Source organism: Streptomyces sp. NPDC127190 (assembly GCF_042672505.1).
In the GTDB taxonomy this organism is placed as follows: domain Bacteria; phylum Actinomycetota; class Actinomycetes; order Streptomycetales; family Streptomycetaceae; genus Streptomyces.
The window spans coordinates 112681-132646 of sequence record NZ_JBHXVE010000005.1 but is presented as its reverse complement, the minus strand read 5'-3'; the positions used below and the strand labels follow the sequence as shown (position 1 = coordinate 132646).

Genomic DNA, 19966 nt, shown 5'->3' with positions numbered 1-19966 from the left:
CGGCCGACTGCAAATGGGGTGCGCGGGGGTGCAGAGGATGGTGTGCCTGGTCTGCGGGGTGCGCGCGGCCCGGTTACTTTGACGGCATGGCCGAAAACAGGGCATCCGCGAACGAAGAGGTCTACCGGGAGGGCGTCCCGTGCTGGGTGGACGCCCAGCTGCCCGACGTGGAGGCGGGCAAGCGGTTCTACGGTGAGCTTTTCGGGTGGACCTTCGCCGAGCCGGGGGACGAACCGGAGGACGAACCGGGGGAGGGGCCCGGAGAGGGGCGCGGAGAGAGGTACGGCGAGGGGTACGGCTCCTCCGTCTGGGCCCGGCTGGGGGGCGACCCGGTGGCCGCGCTCGCCCCCAAGACCGACGGCCGGATGCCCACCGTCTGGACGGTCTACTTCGCCACCCCGGACGCCACCGCGCTCGGCCGCCGGATCACCGCGGCCGGCGGACAGCTGGTCATGGCCCCCTTCCCGGTGGACGGCCTCGGCACGGCCGCCCTCGCCGCCGACCCCGACGGCGCGGTGTTCGGGCTGTGGCAGCCGGGCAGCCATCGCGGCTTCGGGCGGCGCCACGAGCCCGGCACCTTCGTCTGGGCCGAGCTGTACACCCGAAACACCGCCGCCGCGAACGCCTTCTACGGCGGCCTCTTCCACGACGCCCTGTTCGGCGGCGGTGCCGAGCCGGACTTCGGCCGGGCCGACGTCACCGAGGTGTTCCCGGCCGAGATGCCCCCGCACTTCCTCGCCCACTTCCGGGTCACGGACCTGGAGGACGCCCTCGGGGCCGTACAGCGGCTGGACGGGCGGGTGCAGGCGCCACCCTTCGAGACGTCGTACGGACGGGTGGCCGTCGTCACCGACAATCAGGGGGCGTCGTTCGCGCTGCTGCACCGCTGACCGGTCCGGTTCGGGGCTGATCGACACGATTAAGGTGGAGACACCCTGATTGTTACCGGGTTCGCAACCAGCCGCCCGGCCAGGAAGAATCGGGGTGCGTGCCGCCATGGCGGTGCGGTGGTGAGACGCTGCACTTCGGCCGCGTACATATGTGGGTGGCGCGGCTCGTACGGGGAGGTGGCAGGCAAGTGGTGGATCAGCTGACGCAGCACGATCCGCGGCGGATCGGGCCGTTCGAGGTGCTGGGCCGGCTGGGTGCCGGCGGCATGGGGCTGGTCTATCTCGCGCGGTCGGCGTCGGGCCGGCGCGTGGCGATCAAGACGGTGCGCACCGAGCTGGCCGAGGACCAGCTGTTCCGGGTCCGCTTCACCCGCGAGGTGGAGGCGGCCCGCGCGGTCTCCGGCTTCTACACCGCGGCCGTGGTCGACGCCGACCCGCGCGCCGCCGTGCCCTGGCTGGCCACGGCGTACGTCCCCGCGCCCTCCCTCGAGGAGATAGTGAACGAGTGCGGGCCGCTGCCCGCGCAGGCGGTGCGCTGGCTGGCGGCCGGTGTCGCGGAGGCCCTCCAGTCCATCCACGGCGCCGGGCTGGTCCACCGCGACCTGAAGCCCTCCAACGTCCTGGTCGTCGAGGACGGCCCCCGGGTGATCGACTTCGGTATCGCCTCCGGCGTCTCCAACACCCGGCTGACCATGACGAACGTCGCCGTCGGCACCCCCGCCTACATGTCGCCCGAGCAGGCCAAGGACTCCCGCAGCGTCACCGGCGCCAGCGATGTCTTCTCGCTCGGCTCCACCCTGGTCTTCGCGGCCACCGGCCATCCGCCCTTCCACGGCGCCAACCCGGTCGAGACCGTCTTCATGCTGCTGCGCGAGGGCCCGGACCTCAGCGGCCTGCCGGACGAGCTGCGCTCGCTGATCGAGGCGTGCATGCAGATGGAGGCCCCCGCACGGCCCAGCCCGGCCGATCTCCAGGCCCAGCTGGCACCGCATCTCTTCGCCGCCGGTTCGGACGACAGCGGCACCGCCTCCGCCTGGCTGCCGGAGAAGGCCGTCGCCCTCATCGAGTCCCGCCGCAACGGCGGCCGCCACACCGCCCAGCCCGCCCAGGTGTCGACCGGTGGCCCGCGCAGCGGCAGCCGCGCGGCCGTCCCCCCGCCGCCGCCGTACGACCCCGCGCCCCAGGCCCCCGCCCCGTCGCGGGTCACGGCCGGCGCCCCCGACACCGGCCCGGTCCGGCTGGCCGGCGCCAAGGTGCCGATCGGCCCCGGCCCCCGGGTCGCCGACGCCCGCGCCGCTGCCGTGAAGGCGCCCCCGCCGGAGGCCGGGCTGGTCGCCAGCTGGTCCCGGCCGCGCCCCGGGCTCGCCGGCGCCGACCCGGCCGTACCCACCCCGCCGCCCCAGCAGCCGGAGCCGGCGAACGGCTGGCGCCCCTGGCGTTTCCGCATGTCGAACGATGTGTGGGGCACCCCTGCGGTGGACGGCGACCTGGTCTACGTCACCTCCTTCGAGGTGCACGCCCTGGACGTGGGCACCGGCCGCCGCCGCTTCAAGACCCGGGACGTCGCCTGGTCGATGGCGGTGGCGGACGGCCGTATCCACGCCTCCGACGGCCCCACCCTGTTCGCCCTGGACGCCCGCGAGGGCGGCGACCTGTGGCGGCTGTCCATGGACGGCTGGGTGTACTCCCTGAAGGCCGACCACGGCACGGTCGTCACCGGCACCCGCGGCGGCGGTGTGCAGGCCTGGGAGGCGTCGGGCGGGCAGAAGCTGTGGGAGATCACCGGCTGCCAGACCGACTTCGAGTCTCCCGAGGCGGGCCCGCTCGTCCACGACGGCACCGTCTACGTCTGGCAGGACGCCCGGCTGCGCGCCCTGGAGGCCCGCACCGGCGAGGAGCGCTGGTCGTACCCGATCGGCGACGCGGCCTCCTGCGGCGGTGTCCCGGTCCGCCTGACCCCGGCCCCCGACGGCTATGTCTATGTCAGCGCCGGCACCCGTGTCCTCGCCATCGAGACGGTGAGCGGCATGGTGCGCTGGCACTTCGAGGCGCCCGCGGTGTTCCTCAGCCCGCCCGCCTTCGCCCCCGGCCCCTCGGTGACGGGCGGCGGTGTCTACCTCGCCGACTACCTCGGCACCGTGTACGCCCTCGACGCCACCGACGGCCGCGACCGCTGGCGGATCGCGACCGAGGCCCGCACGTCCGTCGAGCCGGTGCTGGTGGCGGCGGGCCATGTGCACGTCGGCAGCGGCAAGGGCCTGTACACCCTGGACGCGGTCACCGGCACCCCCAAGTGGCGGTTCCAGGCAGGCGGTGACGTCGTGGGCGCGCCCGCGGTGGCCGAGGGCCGGATCCACTTCGGCTCCACCGACCACCTGCTCTACACCCTCAAGGCCGACGACGGCCGGCTGCGCTGGAAGCTGGCCACGGGCGGCGAGATCACCGGCTCGCCGGTGGTCCGGGACGGTGTGGTGTACGCGTGCAGCAAGGACCGCTGTGTGTACGCGCTGGACGCGGAGAAGGGCACGGGCACCGCGCGTACGGCGTGAGACGCGTCCGGTGCGGCCGTCGTACCGCGCGTACGGCGTGAGACGCGTCCGGTGCGGGTGACGGCCGTCGCACCGGCGTACACGGAAAGGGGCTCCGGACGGCGGCCGTCCAGCCCCGACGCTACCCCCGCCCCCGGCCACCCGCCAGACGCTCCCGGCGGGCAACCGGGGACCGGTACGGGTCAGTCCCGCAGTCCGGTCAGGAACTCGATCAGCGCGGCGTTCACCTCGGCGGGACGCTCCTGCTGGGTCCAGTGGCCGCAGCCCGGCAGCACGATCGGGTCGCGGACCAGGTTCGGCATCAACCGGGGCAGCTGCGCGATCAGTTCGGGGGTGCCGGGGAACGCCGGGACGAGGTCACGGTCGCCGTACATGTACAGCGCGGGCGGGCTGACGACCGCGCCGTGCCAGGGGCTGGTCAGCTCCCAGTTGCGGTCCAGGTTGCGGTACCAGTTCAGGGCGCCGGTGAAGCCCTGGGAGTAGCTCTCGGTGAGCTGGTCCAGGTCGTCCTCGGTGAGCCAGTCCGGCAGCACCTCCGGGTCGGTCATGTCCGCGAGCCAGCCCCGCTCCAGGTCGCCGACGAAGGCCGCGTCGGGGCGGCCGGCGTCCGGGGCGTCGCCGGAGGCGGAGTAGAACATCTTGCGCAGGGCGGTGCGGGTGTCCTTGCCGAACTCGGCGTCGGCGACCCCGGGACGGGCGAAGTAGTTCCAGTAGAACCGCCCGCCGAACGCCTCCTGCATGGTCTTCAGCGGCGGCCGCTCCCCGCGGAACGGCGGCGGCACGCTCAGCCCGGCCACTCCGCGCACCACGTCGGGCCGCAGCAGCGCGGTGTGCCAGGCCACCGGCGCCCCCCAGTCGTGCCCGACGACGAACGCCTGCTGCTCGCCGAGGGCGTGCACCAGCCCGACCACATCGCCGACGAGGTGCAGGATGCTGTACGCGTCCACGTCCTCGGGGTGGTCGCTGCGCCCGTATCCGCGCTGGTCGGGGGCGACGACCCGGAAGCCGGCGGCGGCCAGCGGGCCGAACTGGTGGCGCCAGGAGTGCCAGGACTCGGGGAAGCCGTGCAGCAGCACGACGAGCGGTCCCTCGCCCTCCTCCGCGATGTGCAGCCGGATGCCGTTCACGTCGATCATGCGATGTTCAACCATGCACTGAGCATACGCTTGAGTAGTACATCTAATTGCTAACGCAACCTGAAGTCGCGCCGGCGTCCCTCGAACAGCTCAGCCTGTAGCCCGCCCGGCAGATTCCCCAGCGCGATGAGGTGCGGGGCCTGCGCGAACGCCGCTGCCAGGGCGGCCTCCCGGGCGGCCCACAGCGCCCGCACGGTGCCCTGGGTGGCCTCCGCCGGATACCCCGCGATGACCCCGGCGGCGGCGGTTGCGGCCGCCAACGCCCCGCCGGGCTCGGTGAGTTCCGTGACCAGCCCGACGGCATGGGCCCGTGCGGCGGATATCCGCTCCGCCGTCCCCATGAGCGCCGTCCGGGCCGCCTCCCCGTGCGGCAGCACCTGCGCCATCAGCATGGACTCGTACGCGCTGACCATGCCGTACGTCGTGTGCGGGTCGAAGAAGACGGCCGTGGTGTCGGCGACCAGGAACTCGCACTCCCCGAGCAGGTAGAACGCCCCGCCGCAGGCCATCCCGGACACGGCGGCCACGACCGGCTTCCACAGCCCGTTCGCCTTCGGTCCGACGGTCAGCATCGGATCGTCCAGCATGTACGGCGACGAGGGCTGCGGCACCACGGCCCCCCGGTCGATCCCGGTGCAGAAGGCCCGCTCCCCGGCCCCGGTGAGCACCACCGCCCGCACGGCGTCCTCGAACCGCAACCCCCGCCAGATCTCACGGAGTTCCCCGGCCGTCTCCAGGTCGATGGCGTTGAGCCGGTGCGGCCGGTCCAGGGTGACCACGGCGACCCCGGACTCCTGGTCGGCCTTGACCCGCACGCCCGCGCTCACGAGGTCAGCACCCACTGCGGCAGCCCGTCGCAGAACACGGCCCGCACCCGCGCCCCGATCCGGATCCGCCCCGGGGCGACGGAGTCCAGCCGGTCCCCGGCCCGCGCCACGACGTTCCCCACGAGCCGTATCCGGGGCCACTCCTCCAGCTCCACCACGACCACGTTGTACGGCGCCTGCGCCGCGTAGTCCGGCAGCAGCGGCGGATGCGGCACCACGTACGACCACACCCGCCCGCGCCCCGACACCGGCCGCCACTCGCTCGCGAAGGACTGGCAGTGCGGGCAGCACGGCCGGGGCGGGAAGCGGGGCTCGGCGCAGTCGCCGCAGACCTGGACGCGCAGTTCACCCCGGCCGGCGTACTCCCAGAAGGGGGCGCCGTCGGGGTCGGTGACCGGACGCAGCATGCTCGTCTCAACTCCTCAGCAGCAGCGCGGAGGTGGGCACGCCCTCGCCCGCCGTGACCAGGCAGGCGGTGGCGCCCGGCACCTGCGCGGTGCTGGTCCCGCGCAGCTGCTTCACCCCTTCGTTGATCAGGTTGAAGCCGTGCACATAGGCCTCGCTCAGTCCGCCCCCGCCGGTGTTGAGGGGCAGCCGCCCGCCGATCTCCAGCGCCCCCTGTTCGGTGAAGGCGCCGCCCTCCCCCCGGCCGCAGAAGCCGTACCCCTCCAGGGACAGCGGGACCAGGGCGGTGAACGCGTCGTAGATCTGCGCCACGTCGACGTCCTCCGGCGTGAGGTCGGCGTGCTTCCACAGATGCCGGGCGGCGGTCCAGGCGGGCCCGGTGAGCGGGTCGTCGCTCCAGTAGTTGACCATCCCGTGGTGCTGGGCGGGCAGGCCCTGCGCGGCGGAGTGCACGTACACGGGCCGCTGACGGCAGTCCCGGGCCCGCTCCCGCCCGACCACGACGCACGCCAGCGCCCCGTCCGTCTCCAGGCAGTTGTCGAAGAGGCACAGCGGCTCGCTGATCCACCGGGAGGTCATGTACATCTCCCGGGTCAGCGGCCGGTCGTACATCACGGCGGCCGGGTTCTGGTTGGCCCGGTTGCGGCAGGCGAGGGCCACGTTGAAGAGGTGGTCGCGGGTGGCGCCGTACTCGTGCATATAGCGGCGGGTGAGTATGGCGATCTCGTCGGCCGGGCGGAGCAGCCCGAAGGGCCGCGTCCACTGGGCCGGAGTGGGCAGCTGCACGGTGGTGTTCGTCCACGGCCGGGGCCCGCTGCCGCGCTTCCGGGACCGCCAGGCCACCCCCACGGTCGCCTGCCCGGCGGCGATGGCGGCGGCGAGCAGCGCGACGGTCGCACAGGACCCCCCGCCCCCGTACCCCACCTTGCCGAAGAAGGTCAGGTCCCCGAAGCCGACCGCCTTCGCCAGCTCCACCTCGTCGGTCTCCTCCATGGTGTACGAGGCGAGCGCGTCGACCTCGCCGGGTGCTATCCCCGCGTCCTCCAGCGCGGCGAGCACGGCCCGGCAGGCGAGCGTCCGCTCGTCCTCGGGGAGGTGCTTCGCGAACGCGGTCTGCCCGATCCCGACGATCGCGGTGGCGTCCTTCAACCCCGTGCCGTCCGCCGCCATGGTGGCCCCCTTCCCCGACCTGACAGCACGTCAGGTTACCGCTAATCTGACGAGTCGTCAGGTATGCGGGGACGGGGAGGTCCGCCATGGCCGAGTGGAACACCATCGCGGACCTGGTCCGCCGGTCCGCCGAGCGGTACGCGGACACCGAGGCGGTGGTCGACGGCCGCACCAGGATCAGCTACGCCGAGCTGGGCGCCCGGGTGGAACGGGCGGCCGCCGCCTGCCTCGCGACCGGGCTGCGCCCCGGCGACCGGGCCGCCGTCTGGGCCCCCAACTCCCTGGACTGGATCGTCGCGGCCCTCGGCGCGGTGACGGCGGGCGGGGTCCTGGTCCCGCTGAACACCCGCTTCAAGGGCCCGGAGGCCGTCGACGTGCTGCGCCGCAGCGGGGCCCGGCTGCTCTTCGTGACCGGCACCTTCCTGGGCACGTCCTACGTGGCCTCCCTGCGCAGGGCGATGGGGGAGGGGCTGCCGGGGCTGAAGCGCGTGGTGGTGCTCTCTGGGGACGCGCCCGCCGACTACTGCACCTGGAAGGAGTTCCTGGCGGGCGGTTCGGCGATACCGACGGCTGAAGTCCGGTCGCGCGCGGCCGAGCTGAAGGGCGACAGCCTCTCGGACATCGTCTACACCTCCGGTACGACGGGCCGCCCCAAGGGCGCGATGATCACCCATGCACAGACCCTGCGCGCCTACGACATCTGGGCGGACCTGGCCGGCCTCCGCCGCACCGACCGCTACCTCATCGTCAACCCGTTCTTCCACACCTTCGGCTACAAGGCGGGCGTGCTGGCCTGTCTGATGCGCGGGGCGACGATGATCCCGCAGCCGGTGTTCACCGTGGACACCGCCCTCGCCAACATCGCCACGGAACGCGTCTCCGTCCTCCCCGGCCCCCCGGCCCTCCTCCAGTCCCTCCTCGACCACCCCTCCCGCGCCGCCCACGACCTGGCCGGCCTCCGCCTGGTCGTCACCGGCGCGTCGGTGGTCCCTCTCACCCTGGTGGAACGCCTGCGCACGGAACTCGGCATCGGCACGGTCCTCACCGCGTACGGCCTCTCCGAGGCGTCCGGCATCGTCACGATGTGCCGCCGGGGCGACGACCCCTCCGTGATCGCCACGACCTCCGGCCGCCCTATCCCCGGCACCGAGGTGCGGGTCGCCGAGGACACCGGCGAGATCCTGGTCCGGGGCTTCAACGTCATGCGCGGCTACCACGAGGACGACCGGGCGACCCGGGAAGCCGTCTCGGCCGACGGCTGGCTGCACACCGGCGACGTCGGCGTCCTCGACCCCTCCGGCAACCTGCGCGTCACCGACCGCATCAAGGACATGTTCATCGTCGGCGGCTTCAACGCCTACCCCGCCGAGATAGAGCAACGGCTGTCCGCCCACCCCGATGTGCGCGAGGCCGCCGTGATCGGCATCCCCGACCCACGCCTCGGCGAGGTCGCCAAGGCGTACGTGGTCCGACGCGCGGGCTCCGTCCTCACCGCCGACGACCTGATCGCCTGGTCCCGCCGCGAGATGGCGAACTACAAGGTGCCGAGGGCGGTGGAATTCGTCCCCGAGCTGCCGAGAAACGCGAGCGGGAAGGTGGTGAAGGGGGTCCTGAGGGGCCTCACTTGAGGGAAGAGGTGAAGGCGGCCCAGGTGGCGGGGTCGAGGGTGAGGGTGGGGCTGGAGGAGGGGTGCTGCTTGGAGTCGCGGATGTGGATGGAGTGGGGGCAGGTGGCGACTTCCACGCATGCGGCGCCCTCGTCGCTGCTGTAGCTCGACTTCCGCCAGGTGACGGCGACTTCGAGGCACGCGCCGCCCTCGCTGCCGCTGTAGGTCGACTTGAACCACTGAAGCGCTTCGGTGCTCATTGCTCTCCTAGTAGGCGGTCGAGCAGGCCCTTTGATTCCGGGGTAGTCAGGGCCTGTGTCCGCAGCATCGCATACTTGCGCGTCAGGCGAGACACCTCTTCCGGGTCGGAGACCCACTGGCTGCCGCGCTGCGACTCGGTGTAGGCGAGGTGCTGGTGGTCCGGGGTTTCGAAGAGGGCGAAGGGACCGTCGAGACCCGCGTGAAGGGGGCTGTCGAGCGACAGCACCTGGAGTGAGACGGAAGGGAGTTCGGCCGCTTCGCGCAGCGAGCGCAGCTGGTTCTTGCGGATCTCCCTGCTGCCGATCCTGACGCGGAGCGCGGGTTCCCACACCACGAAGCTCAGCGTCGGCGGGTTCTTGCGGTGCAGGATCTCCTGGCGGTCGAGCCGCAGCCGGAGCGTCTTCTCCAGTTCCTCGTCCTCGTACGCCGGAACGCGATTGCGCAGGACGGCACGGGCGTACGCCTCGTTCTGGAGCAGACCCGGGATGACGGCGTTGTCGTACCAGGACAGCGTGATGGCGACCTTCTCCTGGTCCATGTACTCCTCGGCCCACAGAGGGAACTGGTCGATCTCGGGGAGGTTGGCCACACCCGCCGCCAGCGTCCCCTTCGTATCCAGGTACTCGTCGCACTGCTCGGCGATGTCCTGCTTCAGCGGGCGTCGGCCCTGCTCGATGCTGGCCAGCGTCTCCTCGTTGATGTGCAGGACATGGGCCAGACCCGCCTGGCTCAACCCCTTCGCCCGCCGAGCCGCCGCCAGTTGACGGCCCAACATCTTCGTGGCCGACTGGTTCTTCCTCCGTGTAGGCGTCATGCCTGCTGAACTCCCCACACCTGTCCGAACACCACCCCGCACGAACCCGTACAAACAATCTGTACGGGATCACGTACTGATCCAGGCTAGTTACCCTGCGCGACATTCGCCCCGTGAATGAGCACATTGAACTCCCCTTCCAACGCGACCAGTACTACGGCCGCGCCCGCCGCTCGGTCCCCGCTGCCAGGCGGTTCACGGAGTGGTCGCTGCACTACTGGGGACTCTCGGCCTGGGAGCGGAGCGGCGACGTGTCGCTCTGCGTGAGCGAGTTGGCCACGAATGCGGTGCTGCACGGGGTGCCGCCGGGGCGGGGGTTCCTGCTGCGGCTGGGATACGACGGCACGGTCGTACGGGTGGAGGTGCACGACAGCGGCCCCGGCACCCCTGTCGTCGCGGAGGAACAGGACGAGGGCGGCCGGGGTCTGCTGCTGGTCGCGGCCCTGGCCGACAAGTGGGGGGTGGGGGAGCGGCGGCCGGGGAAGGCGGTGTGGTGCGAGTTCGGGCTGTCCTGAACCCGCGCGGATCACCCCGTCCCGGTCTCGTCCTCCAGGCGACGGCGAAGAGCCCGCTTGTCCGTCTTGCCGGTGGGTGTCAACGGCATTGCGGCCAGCCACCGTACGGTCGTCGGCCGGTGGGCCGGAGCGAGCGCCTCCACCACCAGGTCGCACGCCTCGGCCGCCGCCTCCTGGCTGGGGGAGTGATCGGGGGCGGGGACGAGGAACGCGACGACCTCCTCGCCGGTCCTGGGGTGGTCGCGGCCGACGACGGCGGCCTCGGCGACGGCGGGATGGCGGGTGAGGGCGGCCTCGACGGGGCCGCTGTAGATGTTGCGGCCCTCCACGACGACCATGTCCTTGAGGCGGTCGACAATGTGGAGGTAGCCGTCGGCGTCCAGGCGGCCGATGTCACCGGTGCGCAGCCAGTCGCCGTCGAAGGCTTCGGCGTCGAGGTCGGGGCGGTTCCAGTAGCCGTCCATCATCGCCGGGGACCGGACCCAGACCTCCCCTGCCCGGCCGGTGGGCAGTGGTTTCCGCTCGGGGTCGCGGATCTCGACGTCGACGCCGGGCAGGGGGCGGCCGGCGGAGCCGAGCAGGCCCGGTTTCCCGTCCAGGGCGGCGGCGTGGTCCTCCGGCGTCAGCCGGGCGATGACACCGGTCTCGCTCGTGCCGTAGCCCTGGCGGAACGCGGCGCCGGGAAACCGGCGGAGGGCCTCGGCGAGCCGCGCGGGGTGGATGCTGGAGTTGCCGTAGCTGACCGACACCAACTCGCGGATCCCGTCCCGGGTGTCGGGGTGTTCGAGCAGCCGGTAGATCTGGGTCGGCGAGAGGTAGGTCGCGGCGGTCCCGGCGCGGCGGCAGGCGGCGGCGAACTCCTGGGGCGAGAACTCCGGCAGGATCTCCACGCGCCGCCCGGACAGCAGATGCTCCAGACACCGTCCGCCCGCCCGATACGCCAGCGAGGTCGCGGAGACGAACACCAGCTCCTCGAAGCCGCTGTCCGTGCGGGCCCACGCGGTCCGCGCACCCAGGGCGCGGAACCGTGACGCCACACCCTTGGGCAGTCCGGTGGTGCCACCGGTGTACATGACCCGGGCGATGTCGTCGTCCTCGGCGAGCACGGGCACCGGATCGGCCGCCTCGGAAGCGGCCCGCTCCATCAGCTCCCCCAACGACAGGGCGGGCCTTCCGACGGCGGGCACCGGGCAGTCGTACACCACCACCGCCGGATCGCAGTCCCGCAGGACATGGGCCAGCCCATGGGTGTCGGGGGCGATCACCACGGTGGTCATCCGGGCCCCCAGAAGATGGGCCGCCAGCCGGACCAGCAACACCTCCGGCCGGTTCCCACTCACACACGCGACCCCGTCCCCCCGCCGAACCCCCAGCTCACCCATGGCCCGCGCGATCCGGTAGGCCCCGTCCCTGACCATCCCGAACGACAGCTCGGCCCCCTGAAAGACGACCGCAGGCCGCTCCGCGTACCGGTCGAGCGCCTCGAACAGGCGGGTGACGTACTGAGCGGACACCCCGCCACCTCCCACGCCTAGGTGGTACAGACCGTCCGAAAGTCTCCCATAGGAGGTGCACGCCCACCCCGTTCCGCGCCAGCCGGAAAAAGAGTGGGCGCACCGATGAGCCCGCTGCTAGCTTTCGGGTGGCCGTGGAACCCGACCGAGGAGGTGAGACCCGTGAACGCAGTTCGTGTGAGGGTGCTCCCCCTTGTCTCATGGTCGGGCGACTGACGTAGGCGTCGCCGGGAGTGCCCCGCAGTCAGGCACTCTCGAAAGGCGACACGCCATGAATACTCTTCAGTTCACCGCGCAGACGACCTCGGACGGCGTCCTGGAGCGCGAGTTCACCGTCGGTGACATCCCCGGCCTTCTCTGGTCCCCCGCGGGGGACCGCGTGGGCGGGCTTCGGCGCGCACCCCTGGTCCTGCTGGGCCACGGCGGCGGCACGCACAAGAGGTGGCCGGCGATGACCGGGCGGGCGCGGCTCCTCGTGGCCGGGTTCGGTTTCCATGTGGCCTGTATCGACGCGCCCGGACACGGTGACGGGCCGCGTACGGCGCACGACGAGCGCGAGACCGACGCGCTGTTCGCCGCGCGGGAGGCGGGCGAGCCGGAAGGCCCGGTCGTCGTCCGCTACAACGCCCACCTCGCCGAACGCGCCGTACCCGAGTGGCGGGCGACCCTGGACGCCCTCCAGGAACTCCCGGAGATCGGCGCCGACGGGCCGGTCGGCTACTACGGGCTCAACATGGGCACCGCGATCGGTGTGCCGTTCGTGGCGCAGGATCAGCGGATCACCGCCGCCGTGTTCGGGCTGCACTGGCCCGACGCGCTGGCCGAGCAGGCGCGGCGGATCACGGTCCCGGTCGAGTTCGACATGCAGTGGGACGACGAGCACATCCCCCGCGAGGCCGGTCTGGCACTGTTCGACGCCTTCGCCTCGCCGGTGAAGTCACTGCACGTCAACACGGGCCGGCACAAGGAACTGCCCAGGTTCGAGTCCGACAGCGCGGCCCGCTTCCTCGCCCGGCATCTCGTCTAGACGAGGGTCGTGATGCAGAAGGGGTGACCGGCCGGGTCCAGCAGTACCCGCCAGCGGTCGGGGTCCGGCTGGAAGTCCGGCTTGGTCGCGCCGAGTCGGAGCAGGTGCCGTTCGGCGGCGGCCAGGTCGTCCACGCCGAACTCCAGGTGCGCCTGCTTCTCCTGGGCCGGGTCCGGCCAGGTCGGGCGGCGGTAGTCGGCGAGCCGGTTGAAGCCCAGGCCGGGGGCGCCCTCCCGGCCGAGGAGGACGAAGTCGTCGGTGGCGTACAGGACGGGCTGGCCGAGCAAGGCGCCGTAGAAGGCGGCGAGTTCGGCCGGGTCGGCGCAGTCGAAGGTGACGGCGGCGTAGCGGAAGACGGGCGCGGTGGAAGTGGTGTCCGTGGTCATGAGGGAGACAGTAGGACGAGACCAGGACAGTTCCGGTCCTGGTTGGCTCGGTTGCCGTGCCAGACTTCCCGGTGTGATCGCCGCCTCCGCCCGCCTGCTGCGGCTGCTGTCCCTGCTGTCCGCCCGGCCCTCCTGGACCTGCGCCGAACTGGCCGGCCGCATGGGCGTCACCGACCGCACGGTCCGCCGGGACGTCGCACGGCTGAGGGAGATCGGCTACACCGTCGACTCCGAGGCCGGACCCTGGGGCGGCTACCGGCTCCGGGCCGGCTCCCGCGTACCGCCGCTGATCCTCGACGACGAGGAGGCGCTGGCCGTGGCCGTCGGGCTGCGCGAGGCCGCGCTGAGCGGCGCCCTCGGCGGCGACCAGGCCGCGCTGTCCGCGCTGCTGAAGCTCCGCCAGGTACTGCCCCGCCGGATCGCCGACCGGCTGGGCGAGCTGGACGACACCTTCGTACGGCTGCCCGGCGCGGACGGCGCCGCCATCCGCCCCGGGCAGCTGCTGGAGCTGGCGGCCGCCTGCCGGGCCGGTGAGCGGGCCCGGCTGTCGTACACCGACGGGCAGGGGCGGGCCACGGTCCGGGACGTCGACCCCTACCGGCTGGTGCACACCGGACGCCGCTGGTACGTCGTCGCCCGGGACGTCGACCGGGGGCAGTGGCGCACCTTCCGCGCCGACCGGGTCGAACGGCTCCGCCCCACCGGCCGGCCCGTGGAGATCACCGACCCGCCCGACCCCGCGCACCTCGTCTCCCGGAACATCGCCAACGGGCCGTACCCGCTCACCGCGACCGTCCGCCTCCCGCTCCCCCTGGAGCAGGCGCTGCGGCTCGTCCCCGCGACCGTGGGCACCCACCGGCCCGACGGCCCCGACGCCACCCTCGTGGACATCGGCGGCCCCGACCCGGACGGCCTCGCCCGCTACCTCCTCGGCCTGGGCACGCCGGTGCGCGTCCTCGCCCCGGACGAGGTACGGCAGGCCCTGCTGGACCGGGTCCGGGAGCTTGCCGACGAGAACGGTTAGGCGGCGGAGAGGGCGTCGGCCGCGTTCGGCTGCCAGACCGAGATGTGCGGGGCGTGGACGTACGCCTTCACCGGGATGCGCACGGTGTCGCCGCTGTCCAGCTTCACGGTCAGGGAGGAGACAGCGCTGCCCTTGCCCGGGGCGTCCTGCTGGTCGAGGGCGACGCCCTCGTAGTTCGAGACGCCGGGGCGCAGGATGTTGGGGCCGCCGCCGAGCCCGCCGGGCGGGGTGGCCCGGACCCGGCCGTCGAAGCTGACCTGGCCGATGATGCCGAGGTCGCAGGGGACGCCGCTGGTGTTCTTGGCGGTGATCAGCAGGTGGTTCAGCGGCTGGGCGACCGGGGCGGCGGTGAGGGTCAGCTGGCCCGCCCGGCACAGCGCGGGATGGGTGCTCGCGCCCGTCCCCGTCCCCGTGCCCGCACCCGTGCCCGTGCTCTTGCCCGATCCGGACGGCGCCGTGTGGGACGTGGTGCCGCCGTGCGTCCTCGGGGCGGCGGCCGGGGTCTTCGCCGCGACCGTGGCCGCCACCGTGGCGGCGGCCGTGGGCGCGGTCGTGTGCGTTCCGCCGGTCTTGGCGGCGGTGGGGGCGGCGCCCGCCGCGGAGTTCGGGTCGCAGGCGATGAGGGCGAGGGAGCCGAGGGCCAGGGTGGCCGTGGTGGTGAGGACGCGTCGGATGGACATGAGGTGCTTCTCCCGTTGGTGGTTCGTCCGGGGCCGGATCGGGTGAACCGGCCGATGACCGAACCGTGCGGGACGATCCGTCCCAGCCGCCATACTTGGCTGGGGAGTTGGAACCCTGAAACGGTTCCACCCCGTCTGAACTGGGGAAACATCGGGGCCTGGAACGCCGTTCCGGGACGGTGGGGGAGAGGCGATGGCGGACGAGTCCCGGGAACTGGCGGCACTGCTGCTCGCGTTGAAGGAGCGGTCCGGCCGCAGCTACGGCATGCTCGCCAAGCGGCTGCACGTCGGCACCTCGACGCTCCACCGGTACTGCAACGGCACCACGGTGGCGAACGAGTACGCCCCGCTGGAGCGGTTCGCCCGGGTGTGCGGGGCCACCCCCGAGGAACTGGTGGAGCTGCACCGCCGCTGGATCCTGGCGGACGCCGCCCGGGGAAGAGCGGCGGAGACACCCCGCCCGGCCGACGCCGACACCCGGGGCGGCGAACACGCCGATGCCGACGCAGCCGTCGTACCGGCCGATCCGGTCACCGACCTCCCTCCGCGGCCCCGCATGCTGCCGCGCCGGCGGACGGCCGTCGTGGCCGCGGCCGCCGTCGTCCTCTGCGCCGCCGCAGCCGCCGCAGCCACTCGGTTCACGCCGGAGTCGGGTACGGCGGCGGCCTCCGGCGAGACCCGGGGAGCCTCCGCGCAGGCGGCCGAACGCCACCCCGCCACCCACCCGACGCCGACCGCCCCCCGCCGGACCACGGCATCGCCGTCCGCCTCGGCCGGTGCCGGGACGCCGTCCCCCTCCGCCCGCACCGAGCCACCGGCCCGCCGCACCACGGCCGCCGACTCCGCGCCGCCCTTCCACGTGAACGTCCTGACGAACAACTGGGACAGCCCCTGCGACCAGTGGTTCCTGCTGAACAGCGGGCCGCGCAGCGTGCCCCCGCCCCCGGCGAGCCAGGCCACCGACGGCTGGGCCGCCGCGCTGCACGCCGTACCGGCCGGACATCTGCGGCTCCAGGTCACCGTGCAGGGCACCAGCAGCCGGCCCGTCGTCCTGCACACCCTCCGCGTGGTCACCACCAGCAGCCGTACGGCCCCCACGGGCAACGCCTACATGATGGGCGCCGGGTGCGGCGGCGGTCTGAACCCCGCCTCCTTCGCCGTGGACCTCGACTCCCCGTCCGCCAACCCCCGCCCGATGCCCGGCGAAGGGGGCACGACGAACTTCCCCTACAAGGTGTCCGTCGACGACCCCGAGGTGCTCGACATCGACGCGAGCACGAACAGCCACGACGTCGGCTGGTACCTCGAACTGACCTGGAGCAGCGGCGACCGGCAGGGCAGGACCCGGATCGACGACCACGGACAGCCGTTCCGCACCGTCGCCATGCGCGGCGACAAGGCCTACTGGTACAACGGCGCCGACGGCGCCGGCGCCTGGCAGCCCTACCCCGGCGCCGACGCGAGCGGCCCGCCCTCGCAGTGAGAGCGGGCCGTCGGTGAGCCGGTGAGCGTCAGAGCTTGTCGGGCGTCCGGATGCCCAGCAGGGCCATGCCCCGGTGCAGGGTGCGGGCCGTGAGGTCCACCAGGAACAGCCGGTTCTCCACCTGCTCCGGGGTCTCCGCCTTCAGCACCGGACACTGGTCGTAGAACGCCGTCAGCAGCGAGGCCAGCTGGTAGAGGTACGCGGCGAGCTTGTGCGGCTCGTAGGCCGCCGCCACCTCCAGGACCGTCTCCGCGAACTGGTCCAGGTGCAGACCCAGCGCACGCTCCGCCGGGGCCAGCGCCAGCTCCGGGTGGGCGGCGGGGCGGGCCTCGCCGGCCTTGCGGAGGATGGACTGGATCCGGGCGTACGCGTACTGGAGGTAGACGGACGTGTCGCCGTTCAGCGAGACCATCTGGTCCAGGTCGAACTTGTAGTCCCGGACCGCAGAGGTGGACAGGTCCGCGTACTTCACCGCGCCGATACCGACGTACCGGCCGTTCTCGGTGATCTCGTCCTCGGTCAGGCCCACCTTCTCGGCCTTCTCCCGGACCACGGCCGTGGCCCGCTCGACGGCCTCGTCCAGCAGGTCCTCCAGCCGGACCGTCTCGCCCTCACGGGTCTTGAACGGCTTGCCGTCCTTGCCGAGCACCGTGCCGAACGCCAGTTGGTGCGCCGTGACGTCGTCGCCCAGCCAGCCGGCCCGGCGCGCCGTCTCGAAGACCATCTTGAAGTGCAGCGACTGACGCACGTCGACCACGTACAGCAGCGAGTTCGCCTTCAGGTTGAACACGCGGTCGCGGATCGCCGACAGGTCGGTCGCCGCGTAGCCGTAGCCGCCGTCCGACTTCTGCACGATCAGCGGCACCGGGTTGCCGTCCGGGCCCTTGACGTCGTCGAAGAAGACACAGAGGGCGCCCTCGGAGCGGACGGCGACGCCCGACTCCTCCAGCAGCCGGCAGGTCTCGGCCAGCATGTCGTTGTACCCGGACTCGCCGACGATGTCGGGGTCCCGGATCTCCATGTCCAGCTTCTCGAAGACCGAGTAGAAGTAGATCTTCGACTCGTCCACGAACTTCTGCCACATGGCCAGCGTCCGCGGCTCGCCCGCCTGGAGGTCGACCACCCGGCGCCGGGCCCGCGTCTTGAACTCCTCGTCGGAGTCGAACAGCTTCCGCGCGGCCTTGTAGAGGCGGTTGAGGTTGGACATCGCCTCCTCGCCGCTGACCGCGTCGGCCTTGTGGTCCAACTCGTGCGGGTGCTCGTCCAGATACTGGATGAGCATGCCGAACTGGGTGCCCCAGTCGCCGATGTGGTGCCGGCGGACCACGGTCTCGCCGGTGAACTCCAGCAGCTGCACCACCGCGTCGCCGATCACCGCCGACCGCAGATGACCGACGTGCATCTCCTTCGCCACGTTCGGCTGGGCGTAGTCGATCACCGTGGTGCCCGGGGCGGCGGCGGTCGGCACACCGAGGCGGCCGGACTCGTCCGCGTACCGCGCGGCCAGGTTCGCGGTGATCGCCCGGTCCGCGATCGTGATGTTCAGGAAGCCGGGGCCGGAGACCTCGACGTCCTGGATCAGCTCGTCACCGGTCACCACCCGGGAGACGACCTGCGTCGCCAGCTCCCGCGGGTTCGCCTTGGCCTTCTTGGCCAGCGCCAGGATGCCGTTGGCCTGGTAGTCGGCCCGGTCGCTTCGTCGCAGCAGCGGGTCCGCGCCGGCGGCCTCCGGCAGGGTGGCCGAGAGGGCGGACGCGAGGTGCTGCTGGACGGAATCGCTGAGGGACGTGACCGAGGCCATAGGAATGGGTGCCGTTCTCCTCGTGGGAATGGATAGTCCCAGCCAGTATCCCATGACGGGTAAAGCCGTTTTTCCGTGCGCGCGTGCGTCTGTGACAATGGGGTGTCACCCGTTCAGAAAGAAGGACGTGCCGATCGTGGCTCAGAGCACCGAGACCACCGACTGGGTCTCCCGTTTCGCGGATGAGGTCATCGAAGAGTCGGAGCGCCGGGCCCCGGGCAAACCGGTCGTCGTCGCGTCCGGCCTCTCCCCCTCCGGACCCATCCACCTGGGCAACCTCCGCGAGGTCATGACCCCGCACTTCGTCGCCGACGAGATCCGCCGCCGCGGCTACCAGGTCCGGCACCTGATCTCGTGGGACGACTACGACCGCTACCGCAAGGTCCCGGCCGGCGTCGCGGGCATCGACGAGTCCTGGGCCGAGCACATCGGCAAGCCGCTGACCTCGGTCCCGGCGCCGAAGGGGTCGCCGTACCCGAACTGGGCCGAGCACTTCAAGGCCGCGATGGCCGAGTCGCTGGCCCAGCTCGGCGTGGAGTTCGACGGCATCAGCCAGACCGAGCAGTACACCTCCGGCGCCTACCGCGAGCAGATCCTGCACGCCATGAAGCACCGCGGTGACATCGACGCGATCCTCGACCAGTACCGCACCAAGCCCAAGGCCGCGAAGAAGCAGCAGAAGGCCGTGGACGAGGCCGAGCTGGAGGCCGAGGAGGGCTCCGGCGCCGCCTCCGAGGACGACGGCAGCTCCGGCTCCGCCGGGTACTTCCCGTACAAGCCGTACTGCGGCGGCTGCGGCAAGGACCTGACGACCGTCACCTCCTACGACGACGACACCACCGAGCTGTCGTACACCTGCACCGCGTGCGGCTTCGCCGAGACCGTCCGGCTCAGCGAGTTCAACCGCGGCAAGCTGGTCTGGAAGGTCGACTGGCCGATGCGCTGGGCGTACGAGGGCGTGATCTTCGAGCCGAGCGGCGTCGACCACTCCTCGCCGGGCTCCAGCTTCCAGGTCGGCGGCCAGATCGCCCCGATCTTCGGCGGCGCGCAGCCCATCGGCCCGATGTACGCCTTCGTCGGCATCTCCGGCATGGCCAAGATGTCGTCCTCCCGCGGCGGCGTCCCCATCCCGGCGGACGCGCTGAAGATCATGGAGCCGCAGCTGCTGCGCTGGCTCTACGCCCGCCGCAAGCCCAACCAGTCCTTCAAGATCGCCTTCGACCAGGAGATCCAGCGGCTCTACGACGAGTGGGACAAGCTGGTCGCCAAGGTGGCCGACGGCTCCGCCCTCCCGGCCGACGTCGCCGCCTACACCCGCGCCGTGGGCACGGCCGCCGGTGACCTGCCGAAGACCCCGCGCCCGCTGCCGTACCGCACCCTCGCGTCCGTCGCCGACATCACCGCCGGACACGAGGACCAGGCGCTGCGCATCCTCTCCGAGCTGGACCCGGAGCAGCCGCTGGCCACCCTGGACGAGGTCCGGCCGCGCTACGACCGCGCCGAGGCGTGGATCAACACCCACGTCCCCGCCGACCAGCGCACCATCGTCCGCGAGGAGCCCGACGCCGAGCTGCTGAAGTCCCTCGACGAGGCCTCCCAGCAGTCCGTACGGCTGCTGCTCGACGGCCTCGCCGAGCACTGGTCCCTGGACGGGCTGACCCACCTCGTCTACGGCGTGCCGAAGGTCCAGGCCGGCTTCCCGGCCGACGCGACCCCGAAGGAGCTGCCGCCGGAGATCAAGACCGCCCAGCGGACCTTCTTCGCGCTGCTCTACCACCTGCTCGTCGGCCGCGACACCGGCCCGCGCCTGCCCACCCTGCTGCTGGCCGTCGGCCAGGACCGGGTGCGCCGCCTGCTCGGCGAGTAACCCGCCCGCTC

Annotated in this window: 18 protein-coding genes; 8 read left to right on the top strand and 10 right to left on the bottom strand. The window is 72.4% G+C overall.

Going from position 1 to position 19966, the window contains the following annotated elements:
• The first annotated feature begins 86 nt into the window (after positions 1 to 86).
• Together ACFVIU_RS10855 and ACFVIU_RS10850 are read left to right on the top strand one after the other, a co-directional pair.
• A complete protein-coding gene (locus ACFVIU_RS10855; protein WP_385841942.1) occupies positions 87 to 890 on the top strand; it encodes a VOC family protein in 804 nt (267 codons plus the stop codon).
• Positions 891 to 1078: 188 nt separating this feature from the next.
• Positions 1079 to 3439 (top strand): PQQ-binding-like beta-propeller repeat protein, encoded by a 2361-nt coding sequence (locus tag ACFVIU_RS10850; protein WP_385841941.1) that lies wholly within the window; start codon positions 1079 to 1081, stop codon positions 3437 to 3439.
• Between the two features lie 182 nt (positions 3440 to 3621).
• Here ACFVIU_RS10850 and ACFVIU_RS10845 read toward each other — a convergent pair whose 3' ends face one another.
• Genes ACFVIU_RS10845 through ACFVIU_RS10830 form a run of 4 tightly spaced genes read right to left on the bottom strand, consistent with a single transcriptional unit; the run spans position 3622 to position 6977 of the window.
• Positions 3622 to 4590 carry an alpha/beta fold hydrolase gene (locus ACFVIU_RS10845; protein WP_385841940.1) on the bottom strand — a complete coding sequence of 323 codons (969 nt, stop codon included), beginning with the start codon at positions 4588 to 4590 and terminating at the stop codon, positions 3622 to 3624.
• A gap of 35 nt (positions 4591 to 4625) precedes the next feature.
• Complete coding sequence (locus ACFVIU_RS10840; RefSeq protein ID WP_385841939.1) at positions 4626 to 5417, bottom strand: enoyl-CoA hydratase/isomerase family protein; 792 nt, start codon at positions 5415 to 5417, stop codon at positions 4626 to 4628.
• Positions 5399 to 5809 (bottom strand): Zn-ribbon domain-containing OB-fold protein, encoded by a 411-nt coding sequence (locus ACFVIU_RS10835; protein ID WP_385841938.1) that lies wholly within the window; start codon positions 5807 to 5809, stop codon positions 5399 to 5401. Before ACFVIU_RS10835 ends, ACFVIU_RS10840 begins: the two co-directional genes overlap by 19 nt.
• Before the next feature lie 7 nt (positions 5810 to 5816).
• The gene (locus ACFVIU_RS10830) at positions 5817 to 6977 is read right to left on the bottom strand and encodes a lipid-transfer protein (RefSeq protein ID WP_385841936.1); all 1161 of its coding nucleotides are present in this window, start codon (positions 6975 to 6977) and stop codon (positions 5817 to 5819) included.
• 86 nt (positions 6978 to 7063) lie between these two features.
• On the opposite strand from ACFVIU_RS10830, the gene ACFVIU_RS10825 reads away from it, so the two are divergent.
• Positions 7064 to 8605, top strand: coding sequence for a FadD3 family acyl-CoA ligase (locus ACFVIU_RS10825; RefSeq protein WP_385841935.1), 1542 nt, complete (start codon positions 7064 to 7066; stop codon positions 8603 to 8605).
• On the opposite strand, the gene ACFVIU_RS10820 is transcribed toward ACFVIU_RS10825, so the two are convergent.
• Together ACFVIU_RS10820 and ACFVIU_RS10815 are read right to left on the bottom strand one after the other, a co-directional pair.
• A complete protein-coding gene (locus ACFVIU_RS10820; protein ID WP_385841934.1) occupies positions 8598 to 8843 on the bottom strand; it encodes a DUF397 domain-containing protein in 246 nt (81 codons plus the stop codon). The two genes, ACFVIU_RS10825 and ACFVIU_RS10820, sit on opposite strands and share 8 nt — an antisense overlap.
• Positions 8840 to 9658, bottom strand: a complete 819-nt coding sequence (locus ACFVIU_RS10815; protein WP_385841933.1) for a Scr1 family TA system antitoxin-like transcriptional regulator — start codon at positions 9656 to 9658, stop codon at positions 8840 to 8842. Before ACFVIU_RS10815 ends, ACFVIU_RS10820 begins: the two co-directional genes overlap by 4 nt.
• A gap of 113 nt (positions 9659 to 9771) precedes the next feature.
• Here ACFVIU_RS10815 and ACFVIU_RS10810 point away from each other — a divergent pair, with 113 nt between their 5' ends.
• Positions 9772 to 10173, top strand: a complete 402-nt coding sequence (locus tag ACFVIU_RS10810; RefSeq protein ID WP_385841932.1) for an ATP-binding protein — start codon at positions 9772 to 9774, stop codon at positions 10171 to 10173.
• Positions 10174 to 10184: 11 nt separating this feature from the next.
• On the opposite strand, the gene ACFVIU_RS10805 is transcribed toward ACFVIU_RS10810, so the two are convergent.
• Positions 10185 to 11687, bottom strand: coding sequence for a class I adenylate-forming enzyme family protein (locus ACFVIU_RS10805; RefSeq protein ID WP_385841931.1), 1503 nt, complete (start codon positions 11685 to 11687; stop codon positions 10185 to 10187).
• A 271-nt stretch (positions 11688 to 11958) separates the two neighbouring features.
• Here ACFVIU_RS10805 and ACFVIU_RS10800 point away from each other — a divergent pair, with 271 nt between their 5' ends.
• Positions 11959 to 12714 carry an alpha/beta hydrolase gene (locus ACFVIU_RS10800; protein ID WP_385841929.1) on the top strand — a complete coding sequence of 252 codons (756 nt, stop codon included), beginning with the start codon at positions 11959 to 11961 and terminating at the stop codon, positions 12712 to 12714.
• On the opposite strand, the gene ACFVIU_RS10795 is transcribed toward ACFVIU_RS10800, so the two are convergent.
• Entirely contained in the window at positions 12711 to 13100 is a 390-nt protein-coding gene (locus ACFVIU_RS10795) for a VOC family protein (protein ID WP_385841928.1), read from the bottom strand. The genes ACFVIU_RS10800 and ACFVIU_RS10795 overlap by 4 nt on opposite strands.
• 73 nt (positions 13101 to 13173) lie before the next feature.
• On the opposite strand from ACFVIU_RS10795, the gene ACFVIU_RS10790 reads away from it, so the two are divergent.
• On the top strand, positions 13174 to 14124 hold the full coding sequence (locus tag ACFVIU_RS10790) for a helix-turn-helix transcriptional regulator (protein ID WP_385841926.1): 951 nt from the start codon (positions 13174 to 13176) through the stop codon (positions 14122 to 14124).
• Here ACFVIU_RS10790 and ACFVIU_RS10785 read toward each other — a convergent pair.
• Positions 14121 to 14804 carry a hypothetical protein gene (locus ACFVIU_RS10785; protein ID WP_385841925.1) on the bottom strand — a complete coding sequence of 228 codons (684 nt, stop codon included), beginning with the start codon at positions 14802 to 14804 and terminating at the stop codon, positions 14121 to 14123. The two genes, ACFVIU_RS10790 and ACFVIU_RS10785, sit on opposite strands and share 4 nt — an antisense overlap.
• Positions 14805 to 14997: 193 nt before the next feature.
• On the opposite strand from ACFVIU_RS10785, the gene ACFVIU_RS10780 reads away from it, so the two are divergent.
• On the top strand, positions 14998 to 16287 hold the full coding sequence (locus tag ACFVIU_RS10780) for a helix-turn-helix domain-containing protein (RefSeq protein WP_385841924.1): 1290 nt from the start codon (positions 14998 to 15000) through the stop codon (positions 16285 to 16287).
• 28 nt (positions 16288 to 16315) lie between these two features.
• Here the strand turns inward: ACFVIU_RS10780 and argS are convergent, their stop codons facing one another.
• Positions 16316 to 18088, bottom strand: coding sequence for an arginine--tRNA ligase (argS, locus tag ACFVIU_RS10775; protein WP_385841922.1), 1773 nt, complete (start codon positions 18086 to 18088; stop codon positions 16316 to 16318).
• 127 nt (positions 18089 to 18215) lie between these two features.
• Between argS and lysS the strand changes: the two genes are divergently transcribed.
• Entirely contained in the window at positions 18216 to 19955 is a 1740-nt protein-coding gene (lysS, locus tag ACFVIU_RS10770) for a lysine--tRNA ligase (protein ID WP_385841921.1), read from the top strand.
• Positions 19956 to 19966: the final 11 nt, after the last annotated feature.

What these genes read in the sequence shown, in the direction of transcription:
- ACFVIU_RS10855 (WP_385841942.1), top strand. Translation starts at nt 87, where the DNA reads ATGGCCGAAAACAGGGCATCCGCGAACGAAGAGGTCTACCGGGAGGGC.
- ACFVIU_RS10845 (WP_385841940.1), bottom strand. Translation starts at nt 4,590, where the DNA reads ATGGTTGAACATCGCATGATCGACGTGAACGGCATCCGGCTGCACATC.
- ACFVIU_RS10835 (WP_385841938.1), bottom strand. Translation starts at nt 5,809, where the DNA reads ATGCTGCGTCCGGTCACCGACCCCGACGGCGCCCCCTTCTGGGAGTAC.
- ACFVIU_RS10830 (WP_385841936.1), bottom strand. Translation starts at nt 6,977, where the DNA reads ATGGCGGCGGACGGCACGGGGTTGAAGGACGCCACCGCGATCGTCGGG.
- ACFVIU_RS10825 (WP_385841935.1), top strand. Translation starts at nt 7,064, where the DNA reads ATGGCCGAGTGGAACACCATCGCGGACCTGGTCCGCCGGTCCGCCGAG.
- ACFVIU_RS10820 (WP_385841934.1), bottom strand. Translation starts at nt 8,843, where the DNA reads ATGAGCACCGAAGCGCTTCAGTGGTTCAAGTCGACCTACAGCGGCAGC.
- ACFVIU_RS10815 (WP_385841933.1), bottom strand. Translation starts at nt 9,658, where the DNA reads ATGACGCCTACACGGAGGAAGAACCAGTCGGCCACGAAGATGTTGGGC.
- ACFVIU_RS10800 (WP_385841929.1), top strand. Translation starts at nt 11,959, where the DNA reads ATGAATACTCTTCAGTTCACCGCGCAGACGACCTCGGACGGCGTCCTG.
- ACFVIU_RS10795 (WP_385841928.1), bottom strand. Translation starts at nt 13,100, where the DNA reads ATGACCACGGACACCACTTCCACCGCGCCCGTCTTCCGCTACGCCGCC.
- ACFVIU_RS10785 (WP_385841925.1), bottom strand. Translation starts at nt 14,804, where the DNA reads ATGTCCATCCGACGCGTCCTCACCACCACGGCCACCCTGGCCCTCGGC.
- ACFVIU_RS10780 (WP_385841924.1), top strand. Translation starts at nt 14,998, where the DNA reads ATGGCGGACGAGTCCCGGGAACTGGCGGCACTGCTGCTCGCGTTGAAG.
- argS (WP_385841922.1), bottom strand. Translation starts at nt 18,088, where the DNA reads ATGGCCTCGGTCACGTCCCTCAGCGATTCCGTCCAGCAGCACCTCGCG.